Raw genomic sequence first — 12,221 nt, forward strand, 5'->3', positions numbered from 1 at the left:
CCACAGTGTCCCCTAATCAGACCTGTTAGTCATTTAAGAATCCTTTATAATGTCTTACGAGCATCATGGATTCAATCTGTTTCAAAGTTTCCAGTACAACACCTACGATAATAATCAGAGATGTTCCACCGAAAGATACATTGACGCCAAATACCCCTGCACAGAAAATAGGGATAACTGCTACAATAATTAAACCAACGGCGCCAATAAAAATAATATTATTTAAAATTTTATTTAAATAATCAGATGTAGGTTTTCCAGGTCGAATACCCGGAATAAAGCCGCCCTGCTTTTTCATATTATCTGCTACCTCTAATGGATTAAAGGTAATCGATGTATAGAAATAAGCAAAGAAAACGACAAGTAAAATATAGATCAGTAAACCGATGGAATAAATTGGCTGAGAAGGCTTACACCAGTTTGAACTGCTGAGCGCTGCCAAAATATGTCCCGGAATACCGCCCGGTGTCTTGCCGATAAAACCAAGAATGATTCCAGGCAAAGACATGATGGATGAAGCAAAGATAATCGGAATAACACCCGCTGTATTTACTTTAAGAGGAATACTTGATGTGCTTCCGCCGACCATCTTACGTCCAACAACTTTTTTTGAGTACTGTACAGGAATGCGTCGTTCTCCATCCTGCAGATATACTACAAATACAACAATAAACAGAATAATTGCAAGAATGATAATTCCGGCAATACCTGCTTTGACAATATTCTTTCCACTGAGGAATTTATCATATAATAACTTAAAATCACTCGGAATTGTAGAAATAATATTGATTAAAAGAATAATAGAGATACCGTTTCCAATACCCTTTTCTGTAATCTGCTCACCTAACCACATTACCAGAGATGCACCGGCAACAAGTGCTGCTGTTACCATGATGATATCCAGTACATTGTTGTGCATCAGATTACCGCCGCGATATAAACCAATACCCATTGCAAGGCCTTCGATAACTGCCAAAGCAATGGTTACATATCGTGTATATTCACGGATCTTCTTTCTTCCATCTTCGCCGTCTTTCTGCATCTCCTCTAATTTAGGAATTGCAATTGTCATAAGCTGCATAATAATGGAAGATGTAATGTACGGTGTAATATTCAATGCAAACACCGACATTTGTGTAAATGCACCGCCTGTCATCTGATCAAAGAAATTAAATGCGCCGCCTGTCTGAGCTTCAAACCATGCAGCAAACACATCTCGACTGACGCCAGGGATTGGAAGCTGAGCTCCCAATCTCACGACAACCAGTATCATAAGTGTAAACAGAATTCTGTTCTTAATCTCTTTAACCTTAAATGCATTCTTTAAGGTTGTAAGCATTAGATCACCTCTACTGTTCCACCTAAAGCTTCAATTTTTTCCTTAGCGCCTGCGCTGAAAGCATTAACTTTAACTGTTAATTTCTTTGTAAGTTCGCCATTACCAAGAATTTTTACGCCATCCTTAGGATTTTTAATTACACCTGCTTCAACTAATGTTGCAACAGTAACTTCTGTATCATTCTCAAAACGATTTAATACATCCACATTAATGGCTACGATTTCCAGAGAGTTTCTGTTTGTGAATCCTCTCTTAGGTAATCTTCTGTATAATGGCATCTGACCACCTTCAAAGCCTGGTCTTGTTGCTCCGGAACGAGCTTTCTGACCTTTATGACCTTTACCAGCTGTTTTACCATTTCCTGAACCGTGTCCACGGCCTCTTCTGAAGTTATCACTATGTTTAGCGCCTTCTGCAGGTCTTAATTCTGATAAATTCATACGTGCACCTCCTCACTGACAATTAAATTTCTTCAACTTTAACTAAGTGTTTAACCTGCTGTACCATACCTCTGGTACATGCATTGTCCGGAAGCTCAACAGTTTTATTAACTTTCTTTAAACCTAAAGCTTCAACAGTTTTTTTATGTTTAGGAATTGCACCAATTGTAGATTTAACTAAAGTAATTTTTAATTTATCTGCCATTTTATACTCCTCCTATTATGCCAAGATCTCTTCAACAGATTTACCACGTTTCTTAGCAACTTCTTCTGGAGTCGTTAAGGCACCCAATCCTTCGATTGTGGCAAGTACGACATTCTGTTTGTTATTGGATCCTAAAGATTTTGTACGAATGTTTTTGTATCCTGCAAGTTCAAGTACGGCACGAGCTGGACCACCAGCGATGATACCAGTACCGCCAGGAGCACGTTTCAGAAGTACGCTTGCGCTTCCGAATTTACCCTGATAATCATGTGGGATACTCTTGTTCTCATCCATAGGAACTTCAATAAGTTTCTTTATAGCATCTTCTTTTCCTTTGCGGATTGCTTCAGGAATTTCAGTTGCTTTTCCTAAGCCAGCACCAACGTGTCCGTTGCCATCGCCTACAACAACTAAAGCGGCAAAACGGAAGTTACGTCCACCTTTAACAACTTTGGTGACACGTTTAATTGATACTACTTTTTCTGTTAACTCTAATTGGCTAGCATCAATAATTGTACGTTTCATCTGTTCTCCTCCCTGCTAGAACTGTAATCCAGCTTCTCTAGCTGCTTCAGCTAAAGCTTTAATTTTACCCTGATAAATAAATCCGCCTCTGTCGAATACGACTTCAGTAATGCCTTTATCTAAAGCCTTTTTAGCAATTGCTGTACCTACAGCAGTTGCTGCTGCCATATCATTTGTCTTTTCAAGACCAGCTTTGATTTCTTTTTCAACTGTAGAAGCAGCTACCAATGTATTACCAACAGTGTCATCAATGATCTGAGCATAGATATGGCTGTTACTTCTGAATACAGCTAAACGAGGACGCTGGGCAGTGCCAGAGAAACGGTTACGCAGTCTTCTATGTTTTTTTGCTCGAACTTCTTTTCTTGATACTTTCTTAACCATCTTACGCTATCCTCCTTAATTATTTCTTACCAGTCTTACCAACTTTACGTCTGATAACTTCATCAGCATATTTAATACCTTTACCTTTGTAAGGTTCAGGTCTTCTCTTATCTCTGATTTCAGCAGCGTACTGGCCAACTTTTTCTTTATCAATACCAGAAACGATGATTTTGTTCTGGCCATCCAATGTAGTTTCAACGCCTTCCGGGTCAACCATTTCTACCGGATGTGAATAACCTAAAGATAAAACAAGTGTTTTGCCCTGTTTCTGAGCTCTGTAACCAACACCGTTAACTTCAAGTACTTTTTTGTAACCTTCTGTTACACCGATCACCATATTGTTGATCAATGTACGTGTCAGACCGTGTAAAGATTTCATTCTCTTTAATTCATTTGGTCTGGAAACAACGATGGAATCTCCATCTTTTTCAATTTTCATTTCAACAGGTAATTCTCTTACAAGAGTTCCCTTTGGTCCTTTAACAGTAACCTTATTATTCTCTGCGATTTCTACAGTAACACCTGCAGGAATAGCGATTGGCAATCTACCGATACGTGACATGCCTTTTTCCTCCTAACTTAAATTCTCGGAAGAGACCGGATCTCTTCTGTTTTCAGTCTCAACTTGCTTCTGCCGATTCACCTCTGACAGCCAGGCTTGACTTCTCCATTACGGAGACGTTGAGTGTTCCTGTCACTAAACCAAACTGTGCGTACACATCTTTGTTAATGTCCAGGAACGGCCTCTTATATATAATTCAGGCAGCATTCATGCGGCCATCATTAAACATTTTTATTACCAAACAAATGCGATAACTTCGCCGCCTACGTTCATAGCACGAGCTTCTTTATCTGTTACAACACCTTTGTTTGTAGAAATGATAGCAATACCAAGTCCGCCAAGAACTTTTGGCAGCTCATCTTTGCCAGCGTAAACACGAAGACCCGGTTTGGAAATTCTCTTAATTCCGCTGATTGTCTTCTGGTTTTTATCTACACCGTATTTCAGAGTAATTTTGATTGTTTTTGCTATTCCATCTTCAAGGATTTCGTAGCTTTTAATATATCCTTCATCTAAAAGAATTTTAGCGATAGATTCCTTCATCTTGGATGCCGGAACATCGACAGTATCATGTTTAGCAGTGTTTGCGTTACGGATTCTTGTAAGCATATCTGCAATTGGATCGCTCATTGACATGATAAGTTCCTCCTTTCACTTATTCCTACCAGCTTGATTTTGTAACTCCTGGAATTTCACCTTTATATGCTAATTCACGGAAACAAATTCTGCAAATGCCATATTTTCTTAAATAAGCATGTGGACGTCCGCAGATTCTGCAGCGATTGTATTCTCTTGTGGAGAACTTCTGTGGGCGCTGCTGTTTAATTTTCATCGCTGTTTTAGCCATGGATCTCCCTCCTAACTACTTTTTAAATGGCATACCAAATAATCTTAATAATTCACGAGCTTCTTCATCTGTATGAGCTGTTGTAACAAAGATAACATCCATACCTCTTACTTTATCAACTTTATCATACTCGATTTCAGGGAAGATTAATTGTTCTTTAATACCTAAAGCGTAGTTACCTCTTCCGTCAAATGCATCCGGATTAACACCTCTGAAGTCACGTACACGTGGAAGTGCAAGGTTGATCAGACGATCTGCAAATTCGTACATTTTTTCGCCTCTGAGAGTTGTTTTGCAGCCGATAGCCATACCCTCTCTGATCTTGAAGTTGGCAACAGAATTTTTAGCTTTTGTTACAACAACTTTCTGACCTGCGATAATTTCCATATCTTTAACAGCGGATTCCAAAACTTTAGCATTATCTTTTGCTTCGCCAACACCCATGTTTAAAACGATTTTGTCAAGCTTTGGTACCTGCATAACATTTTTATATCCAAACTTTGAAATCATTGCCGGAACGATTTCATTGTAATACATATCTTTTAATCTACTCACCGTTAAACAGCCTCCTTTCTCGATTAGTCGATAATATCGCCATTGGATTTAGCTACACGTACTTTTTTGCCGTCTTTCTCAGCAAAACCGATACGAGTTGCTTTTCCATTGTGAACATACATAACATTGGATGCATCAATAGGAGCTTCTTTATTGATGATTCCGCCTGCCTGATTCTGAGCGGATGGTTTTGTATGTTTTGTGACCATGTTAACACCTTCAACGATAACAGTGCCTTTTTTATGATCTACAGCAATAACTTTGCCTTCTTTACCTTTATCTTTACCTGTGATTACCTTTACAAGGTCATCTCTTTTAATCTTCATCATAGTTGGCGCCTCCTTACAGTACTTCTGGTGCCAGAGAAACGATCTTCATAAACTGTTTCTCTCTTAACTCTCTGGCTACAGGCCCAAAAATACGAGTTCCCTTTGGATTGTTGTCATCTTTAATGATAACAGCAGCGTTTTCATCGAATCTGATATATGAACCGTCTTTACGACGTGCACCTTTTACAGTACGAACAACAACAGCTTTAACAACGTCGCCTTTCTTTACAACACCGCCTGGTGTTGCATCTTTGACTGAAGCAACGATAATGTCACCGATGTTGGCATATCTTCTTGTTGATCCACCTAATACACGGATGCAGAGTAATTCTTTTGCACCAGTATTGTCAGCAACACGAAGTCTAGTTTCCTGTTGAATCATGACGTTACCTCCTTAATTCAAAACCAATTATTTAGCTTTTTCAACGATTTCCACAAGTCTCCATCTCTTATCTTTAGATAATGGTCTTGTTTCCATAACTTTTACTCTATCACCAATGTTACATTCATTTGCTTCATCGTGAGCTTTTAATTTATAAGTTCTATTAACAATCTTCTTATAAAGAGGATGTTTTACACGGTCTTCAATAGCAACAACGATTGTCTTGTCCATCTTATTGCTAACTACTTTTCCAACTCTTACTTTTCTAAGGTTTCTTTCCACGACAAATTCCTCCTTTCCAGATTACTGTTCAGCGTTAGCCTTTTCAGAGATAACTGTCTGAATTCTGGCAATATTTCTACGAACTTCCTTGATTCTACTTGTGTTATCTAACTGATTTGTTGCGTTCTGGAATCTCAGGTTGAAAAGTTCCTTTTTAGCAGCTACTAATTCATTATTTAATTCTGCAACTGATTTCTTCTTTAAATCTACTACATATGCATTAATTTTCACTGTTATCACCGCCTTCTAAATCTTCGCGAGAAACAACTTTACATTTTACAGGAAGCTTATGAGTTGCAAGACGAAGAGCTTCTCTGGCAACTTCTTCAGGTACACCGGCAATTTCAAACATTACACGGCCTGGCTTAACAACAGCTACCCAGTATTCAAGAGATCCTTTACCGGAACCCATACGTGTTTCAGCAGGTTTTGTAGTTACTGGTTTATCTGGGAAAATTTTGATCCAAACTTTACCACCACGTTTGATGTAACGTGTCATAGCAATACGGGCTGCTTCGATCTGATTGGATTTGATCCAACCTGGCTCAACAGCTACGATACCATATTCACCATAAGAAATTGTATTACCACGTGTTGCCTTTCCTCTCATTGTACCGCGGAACTGCTTACGACGTTTAACTCTTTTTGGCATTAACATTATTTATCGCTCCCTTCCTTTGTTCCCTTTACTGGAAGTACTTCACCATGGTAGATCCATGTTTTAACACCGACTTTACCATATGTTGTGTCAGCTTCTGCAAATCCATAGTCAATGTTTGCTCTAAGTGTCTGAAGTGGAATAGTACCTTCGCTGTAGAATTCTGTACGAGCCATATCAGCACCACCAAGACGTCCGGATACAGAAGTTTTAATACCCTGGCATCCAGCTCTCATTGTTCTCTGCATTGCAGATTTCATTGCTCTACGGAAGGAAATACGATTTTCCAACTGTGCTGCAATGTTTTCAGCAACAAGCTGTGCATCTTTTTCCGGTCTTTTTACTTCTTTGATATCGAGTAATAATTTTTTATCTGTAAATTTCTGAAGTTCTTTTTTAACTTTTTCGATTTCAGAACCACCTCTACCGATAACTACACCAGGTTTTGCTGTATAGATGATGATTTTAAGACGATCAGATGCTCTTTCGATTTCAATCTTGGCTACACCTGAATTGTATAATCTCTTTTTAAGGTATTTTCTGATTTCATAATCTTCTACCAGATTGTCTGCGAAATCTGCTTCTGCATACCATCTGGAATCCCAATCCTTAATAATTCCGACTCTGAGGCCGTGAGGATTAACTTTCTGTCCCATGATTTTCCTCCTTATCTCTCATTCAGCACGATGGTAATATGGCTTGTTCTCTTTTCGATTCTGTAAGCTCTACCCTGTGCTCTCGGCTGAATTCTCTTCATTGTAGGTCCTTTGTCTGCATAACACTCTTCAATGAATAAGTTGTCCGGGTTCATTCCATTGTTATTTTCTGCATTTGCAATTGCAGATTTCAATAATTTCTCTATAACTGTAGAAGCGTATCTTGGGTTATATGCCAAAATAGCTAATGCTGTTTTTACATCCTTGCCTCTGATTGCATCGAGAACGAAGCACGCTTTCTGAACGGATACTCTGGCGTAGGATACTTTTGCGCTTGGTCTTGTATCTTTATTCGCATTTCTTTCTCTTTTAATCTGGGATCTATGTCCTTTAGCCATGGATTAAAGCCTCCTTTCAAACTAACGTCTTGCTTTCTTTTCGTCTTTTCCGTGACCTCTGTAAGTACGGGTTGCAACGAATTCTCCTAATTTATGACCAACCATATCTTCAGTAACATATACTGGAACATGTTTTCTACCGTCATGTACAGCAATTGTATGTCCAACCATCTGCGGGAAAATTGTAGAACGACGGGACCAAGTCTTGATAACAGACTTGTCACCAGCAGCATTCATAGCGTCTACTTTTTTAAGTAAACTAGCATCTGCAAATGGTCCTTTTTTTAATGATCTAGACATGCGTCTTACCTCCTTAGATTATTCCTATTTAATCATGCTTCCATCGCGTCTACGAACAATCATCTTATTGGATTTCTTGTTCTTTTTACGAGTCTTAAGACCCAGTGCCGGTTTGCCCCATGGAGTCATTGGGCCAGAACGTCCGATTGGTGCACGTCCTTCACCACCACCGTGTGGATGGTCATTAGGGTTCATAACAGAACCGCGAACTGTCGGGCGGATACCCATGTGACGTTTACGACCAGCTTTACCGATGTTAATCAGCTCATGATCTGTGTTACCAACCTGACCGATTGTTGCACGGCAGCTGATTGGAACCATTCTCATTTCACCGGAAGGTAATCTAAGAGTTGCATATTTTCCTTCTTTAGCCATTAACTGAGCAGAGTTACCAGCGGAACGAACCAGCTGTCCACCTTTGCCCGGATATAACTCAATGTTGTGTACCTGTGTACCTACAGGAATTTCAGAAAGTGGTAAGCAGTTACCAACTCTGACTTCTGCTTCAGCACCGCTCATAACTGTCATACCAACCTGAAGTCCGTTTGGAGCAAGGATGTATGCATATTCACCGTCTGCATAGCAGATCAAAGCGATGTTTGCTGTTCTGTTTGGATCGTATTCGATTGCTTTTACTGTAGCAGGAATACTATCTTTTCTATTTCTTTTAAAGTCGATAATTCTATATTTCTGTTTTGCACCACCGCCGTGATGTCTAACTGTAATTTTTCCCTGATTGTTACGTCCAGCTGTTTTGTTCTTTTTAGCAACTAAGGATTTCATCGGTTTGGATTTTGTGATCTCCGCGAAATCAGAGCTGGTCATATGTCTTCTGGAAGGTGTATATGGGTTAAATGTCTTAATACCCATTTTGTTCACTCCTTTCAAGTGCCTGATTTATTGTCACGCTTATTTGCGTATATTTTATTGGGTTTCTGCAATTTTTACAGACCTGCGAAGATTTCGATATCTTTGCTGTCTTCTGTTAATTTAACGATTGCTTTCTTTGTCTTAGCTGTTTTTCCGTAAACCATACCACGACGTTTGTTTTTGCCTTCGCAGTTCATTGTGTTTACGCTGGCAACTTTTGTGCCTTCGAACATTTTTTCAACAGCTTCTTTTACCTGGCTTTTTGTTGCCTGTGGATGCACTAAGAAAGTGTATTTTTTCTCAGCCATCTGGTTCATACTTTTTTCTGTAATCACTGGTTTAAGGATTACGTCATAATATTTGATATCAGCCATTATGCATACACCTCCGTGATTGTAGCAACTGCATCCTGAGTAATAACTAATGTGTCATATTTCAGAATATCATATACGTTAATTGTAGCTGTAGAAGCTGTCTTAACACTTGGAATGTTTCTTGCGGATAATACAACGTTTTTGTTGTCTCCACCAACAACAACCAATGCTTTGGAAACTTTTAAAGCATCCATAACAGCCTTGAATTTCTTTGTTTTGATTTCATCCATGTTGAATGCGTCTAATACGATGATCTTGTTTTCAACAACTCTGGATGTTAAAGCAGATTTAAGAGCTGCTCTCTTTTCTTTCTTGTTTAATTTGAAAGAATAATCTCTTGGCTTCGGAGCAAATACAACACCGCCGCCTGTCCACTGTGGAGCTCTTGTTGAACCCTGTCTTGCATGACCTGTTCCTTTCTGTCTCCATGGTTTCTTTCCTCCGCCGCTAACTTCAGAACGTGTTTTTGCGCTCTGTGTTCCCTGGCGTTTTGCAGCAAGATGATTTACAACTGCCATGTGTACAAGATGTTCATTAATTTCAACACCAAACACTGCATCGCTTAATTCCATCTCGCCAACCTGATTGCCTTCGATATTATAAACAGATACGTTTGCCATCTGTATGTCCTCCTTCCTCAAAGCTTATTAAGCTCTGGTTGATTCCTTAATCATTACTAAAGATTTCTTAGGTCCTGGTACCGCACCTTTAACTAAGATTAAGTTCTGTTCAGCGTCAACTCTTACAACTTCAAGATTCTGAACAGTGACTCTTACAGCACCCATATGTCCTGGCATTTTCTTTCCTTTGAAAACGCGTCCCGGAGTTGTTGCAGAACCGTTGGAACCTGCATGTCTATGGTATTTAGAACCATGAGTCATAGGTCCTCTGGACTGTCCGTGTCTCTTAATTGCACCCTGGAAGCCTTTACCTTTAGATTTTGCAGTTGCGTCAATCTTGTCGCCAGCAGCAAAAACATCGGCTTTGATTTCCTGACCTACAGCATAGCTTTCAGCATCTTCTAATCTGAATTCCCGAACAAATCTCTTCGGAGCAACACCTGCTTTTGCAAAATGTCCTTTCATAGGTTTGTTCACTAATTTTTCTCTGATATCGCCGAATCCAACCTGGATTGCAGAATATCCATCATTTTCAACAGTTTTAACCTGTGTTACTACACAAGGTCCAGCCTGAAGAACTGTTACTGGAGTTAAAACTCCATCTTCGTTGAAAATCTGAGTCATTCCAACTTTTGTTGTCAAAATTGCTTTCTTCATATTTACCTCCTGTTTCATCTACAGCGGATTACACTGTATGTGCAATCATCCTAGATTCGTTGATTCGGTAATCTAATCTATATACGCCCTCAACACTTAAGGATAATTTCCATCATTGATTATTTTGTTTTCATCTTGATGTCGATGTACACACCAGCAGGCATTTCCAATCTGGATAATGCATCAACTGTTTTCTGAGTTGGTGTGATGATATCGATCAGTCTCTTGTGTGTTCTCTGCTCAAACTGTTCTCTAGAGTCTTTATATTTATGAACGGCTCTAAGAATTGTAACTACTTCTTTCTTTGTTGGCAACGGCACAGGTCCGCTCACCTTAGATCCAGTTTTCTTTACAGTTTCAATAATTTTACCAGCACTCTGATCGATTAATTTGTGATCATACGCTTTTAACGTAATTCTCATTACTTGACTTGCCATAAAAAAAGTCGCCTCCTTTTCGCACTTTTACATTCAGTACGACAAGCGGTGACTGTACATCCTCCCGTGTGTGTCTTCTTATCTCTACTCACACGTCATCTCTGTTCTAACAGATTGTTGTTACCTTGTACAGTGACTTGTCGCCAGTTTCCTAACTTGACATTCGCTCCACGGAACACCTGCATGGCCTGCAGCAACCTCTCGCTTCTTAGCTATCAATGTCACAACATTTGTGATTATACATGATTTTCAAATGATATGCAAGTACTTTTTTTGTATTTTCAAAAAAACATTTCATATTGTGTGATTGTCGAATTCTGTCGACATCTTTTTTATTTATAGACAAACATTAATGCCTCATGTATTATATAGGTAGAAATTCATTAAGAGGTGCACGTATGTTTATTGCAAATAATTGGAAAGACTATGAAGTTATTGATACATCCGGCGGCGAAAAACTCGAGCGCTGGGGAAAATATTTACTGGTTCGTCCGGATCCGCAGGTTATCTGGAATACACCAAAGAATCATAAAGGCTGGAAAAAGATGAACGGCCACTATCACCGCAGCAACAAAGGCGGCGGTCAGTGGGAATTTTTTGATCTTCCTGAACAATGGGCTATTCATTACGGTAATCTGACCTTTAACCTGAAGCCATTCAGTTTTAAACACACAGGCCTTTTCCCTGAACAGGCTGCCAACTGGGACTGGTTCAGCGAACTCATAAAAAAAGCAAACCGTCCAATCAAAGTATTGAACCTGTTTGCCTATACCGGTGGTGCCACCTGTGCCGCTGCGGCAGCTGGAGCCAGTGTTACTCATGTAGATGCTTCCAAAGGCATGGTGACATGGGCGAAAGAAAATGCCCGCTCCAGCGGACTTGCGGATGCACCAATTCGCTGGATTGTAGATGACTGTATCAAATTTGTAGAACGAGAGATCCGCCGTGGAAATACCTACGATGCCATCATTATGGATCCTCCTTCCTACGGTCGCGGACCAAAGGGTGAAATATGGAAGATTGAAGCAAACATTCACCCTTTTATCCAGTTATGCACAAAACTGCTCAGTGATGATCCCTTATTTTACCTTGTAAACTCCTATACAACAGGACTTCAGCCGGCAGTACTTACTTACATGCTGTCAACAGAACTCATTCCAAAATTTGGCGGACATGTCGTTTCAGACGAGGTCGGTCTCCCTGTTTCCGGAAACGGTCTTGTTCTCCCATGCGGAGCATCCGGAAGATGGAGTAAATAACGAAAAAACAGCAGGAGCCGCTTTGAAATCTTATTCATCTCGGCTCCTGTTTTTTATTATAAAATTGTTTCTGCTGTAAACATCGGTTCAAAATCTTCCGTATCACTGCAGATAAATCCACCCTTGGCTTCAAGAATCTCTT

Annotated in this window: 23 protein-coding genes; 1 reads left to right on the forward strand and 22 read right to left on the reverse strand. The window is 39.6% G+C overall.

Features of this window, described 5'->3' with window-relative positions; translation table 11 throughout:
- Positions 1-25 precede the first annotated feature (25 nt).
- From secY to rpsJ, 22 genes are all read right to left on the reverse strand, one after another.
- Positions 26-1,339 (reverse strand): preprotein translocase subunit SecY, encoded by a 1,314-nt coding sequence (secY, locus tag QZZ35_RS00575; RefSeq protein WP_291235678.1) that lies wholly within the window; start codon positions 1,337-1,339, stop codon positions 26-28.
- A complete protein-coding gene (gene rplO, locus QZZ35_RS00580) occupies positions 1,339-1,779 on the reverse strand; it encodes a 50S ribosomal protein L15 (protein WP_291235679.1) in 441 nt (146 codons plus the stop codon). The genes secY and rplO overlap by 1 nt, the downstream gene beginning before the upstream one ends.
- A gap of 22 nt (positions 1,780-1,801) precedes the next feature.
- Positions 1,802-1,984 carry a 50S ribosomal protein L30 gene (gene rpmD / locus QZZ35_RS00585; protein ID WP_291235680.1) on the reverse strand — a complete coding sequence of 61 codons (183 nt, stop codon included), beginning with the start codon at positions 1,982-1,984 and terminating at the stop codon, positions 1,802-1,804.
- Between the two features lie 15 nt (positions 1,985-1,999).
- A complete protein-coding gene (gene rpsE / locus QZZ35_RS00590; protein WP_291235681.1) occupies positions 2,000-2,509 on the reverse strand; it encodes a 30S ribosomal protein S5 in 510 nt (169 codons plus the stop codon).
- A 15-nt stretch (positions 2,510-2,524) separates the two neighbouring features.
- Positions 2,525-2,893: a 50S ribosomal protein L18 gene (gene rplR, locus QZZ35_RS00595; protein ID WP_291235682.1), complete on the reverse strand. Its 369-nt coding sequence runs from the start codon at positions 2,891-2,893 to the stop codon at positions 2,525-2,527.
- Positions 2,894-2,912: 19 nt separating this feature from the next.
- The gene (rplF, locus tag QZZ35_RS00600; protein ID WP_291235683.1) at positions 2,913-3,455 is read right to left on the reverse strand and encodes a 50S ribosomal protein L6; all 543 of its coding nucleotides are present in this window, start codon (positions 3,453-3,455) and stop codon (positions 2,913-2,915) included.
- Between the two features lie 234 nt (positions 3,456-3,689).
- Complete coding sequence (gene rpsH, locus QZZ35_RS00605) at positions 3,690-4,091, reverse strand: 30S ribosomal protein S8 (protein ID WP_291235684.1); 402 nt, start codon at positions 4,089-4,091, stop codon at positions 3,690-3,692.
- Between the two features lie 25 nt (positions 4,092-4,116).
- The gene (locus QZZ35_RS00610) at positions 4,117-4,302 is read right to left on the reverse strand and encodes a type Z 30S ribosomal protein S14 (protein ID WP_132091769.1); all 186 of its coding nucleotides are present in this window, start codon (positions 4,300-4,302) and stop codon (positions 4,117-4,119) included.
- A 15-nt stretch (positions 4,303-4,317) separates the two neighbouring features.
- Positions 4,318-4,857: a 50S ribosomal protein L5 gene (rplE, locus tag QZZ35_RS00615; protein ID WP_291235685.1), complete on the reverse strand. Its 540-nt coding sequence runs from the start codon at positions 4,855-4,857 to the stop codon at positions 4,318-4,320.
- A gap of 23 nt (positions 4,858-4,880) precedes the next feature.
- Positions 4,881-5,186 (reverse strand): 50S ribosomal protein L24, encoded by a 306-nt coding sequence (rplX, locus tag QZZ35_RS00620; protein WP_291235686.1) that lies wholly within the window; start codon positions 5,184-5,186, stop codon positions 4,881-4,883.
- Positions 5,187-5,199: 13 nt separating this feature from the next.
- Positions 5,200-5,568 (reverse strand): 50S ribosomal protein L14, encoded by a 369-nt coding sequence (gene rplN / locus QZZ35_RS00625; protein ID WP_178040979.1) that lies wholly within the window; start codon positions 5,566-5,568, stop codon positions 5,200-5,202.
- A 27-nt stretch (positions 5,569-5,595) separates the two neighbouring features.
- Positions 5,596-5,850, reverse strand: coding sequence for a 30S ribosomal protein S17 (gene rpsQ / locus QZZ35_RS00630; protein ID WP_132091760.1), 255 nt, complete (start codon positions 5,848-5,850; stop codon positions 5,596-5,598).
- A 21-nt stretch (positions 5,851-5,871) separates the two neighbouring features.
- Positions 5,872-6,081, reverse strand: coding sequence for a 50S ribosomal protein L29 (rpmC, locus tag QZZ35_RS00635; protein WP_291235687.1), 210 nt, complete (start codon positions 6,079-6,081; stop codon positions 5,872-5,874).
- Positions 6,071-6,508, reverse strand: a complete 438-nt coding sequence (rplP, locus tag QZZ35_RS00640; protein ID WP_291235688.1) for a 50S ribosomal protein L16 — start codon at positions 6,506-6,508, stop codon at positions 6,071-6,073. Before rplP ends, rpmC begins: the two co-directional genes overlap by 11 nt.
- Positions 6,508-7,164, reverse strand: coding sequence for a 30S ribosomal protein S3 (gene rpsC, locus QZZ35_RS00645; RefSeq protein ID WP_291235689.1), 657 nt, complete (start codon positions 7,162-7,164; stop codon positions 6,508-6,510). The genes rplP and rpsC overlap by 1 nt, the downstream gene beginning before the upstream one ends.
- Positions 7,165-7,175: 11 nt before the next feature.
- The gene (gene rplV, locus QZZ35_RS00650) at positions 7,176-7,562 is read right to left on the reverse strand and encodes a 50S ribosomal protein L22 (RefSeq protein ID WP_291235690.1); all 387 of its coding nucleotides are present in this window, start codon (positions 7,560-7,562) and stop codon (positions 7,176-7,178) included.
- A 21-nt stretch (positions 7,563-7,583) separates the two neighbouring features.
- The gene (rpsS, locus tag QZZ35_RS00655) at positions 7,584-7,862 is read right to left on the reverse strand and encodes a 30S ribosomal protein S19 (RefSeq protein ID WP_132091745.1); all 279 of its coding nucleotides are present in this window, start codon (positions 7,860-7,862) and stop codon (positions 7,584-7,586) included.
- A 24-nt stretch (positions 7,863-7,886) separates the two neighbouring features.
- On the reverse strand, positions 7,887-8,732 hold the full coding sequence (gene rplB / locus QZZ35_RS00660) for a 50S ribosomal protein L2 (RefSeq protein WP_291235691.1): 846 nt from the start codon (positions 8,730-8,732) through the stop codon (positions 7,887-7,889).
- Positions 8,733-8,806: 74 nt separating this feature from the next.
- Complete coding sequence (rplW, locus tag QZZ35_RS00665; protein ID WP_132091739.1) at positions 8,807-9,106, reverse strand: 50S ribosomal protein L23; 300 nt, start codon at positions 9,104-9,106, stop codon at positions 8,807-8,809.
- A complete protein-coding gene (rplD, locus tag QZZ35_RS00670) occupies positions 9,106-9,726 on the reverse strand; it encodes a 50S ribosomal protein L4 (RefSeq protein WP_291235692.1) in 621 nt (206 codons plus the stop codon). Before rplD ends, rplW begins: the two co-directional genes overlap by 1 nt.
- Before the next feature lie 27 nt (positions 9,727-9,753).
- Positions 9,754-10,383 (reverse strand): 50S ribosomal protein L3, encoded by a 630-nt coding sequence (rplC, locus tag QZZ35_RS00675; protein WP_291235693.1) that lies wholly within the window; start codon positions 10,381-10,383, stop codon positions 9,754-9,756.
- Between the two features lie 119 nt (positions 10,384-10,502).
- Positions 10,503-10,820 carry a 30S ribosomal protein S10 gene (gene rpsJ / locus QZZ35_RS00680; protein WP_132091730.1) on the reverse strand — a complete coding sequence of 106 codons (318 nt, stop codon included), beginning with the start codon at positions 10,818-10,820 and terminating at the stop codon, positions 10,503-10,505.
- A gap of 398 nt (positions 10,821-11,218) precedes the next feature.
- On the opposite strand from rpsJ, the gene QZZ35_RS00685 reads away from it, so the two are divergent.
- Complete coding sequence (locus QZZ35_RS00685) at positions 11,219-12,079, forward strand: class I SAM-dependent methyltransferase (protein ID WP_291235694.1); 861 nt, start codon at positions 11,219-11,221, stop codon at positions 12,077-12,079.
- The last annotated feature ends 142 nt before the right edge of the window (positions 12,080-12,221 follow it).

Source organism: Frisingicoccus sp. (assembly GCA_016298055.1).
Lineage (GTDB): Bacteria > Bacillota > Clostridia > Lachnospirales > Lachnospiraceae > Frisingicoccus.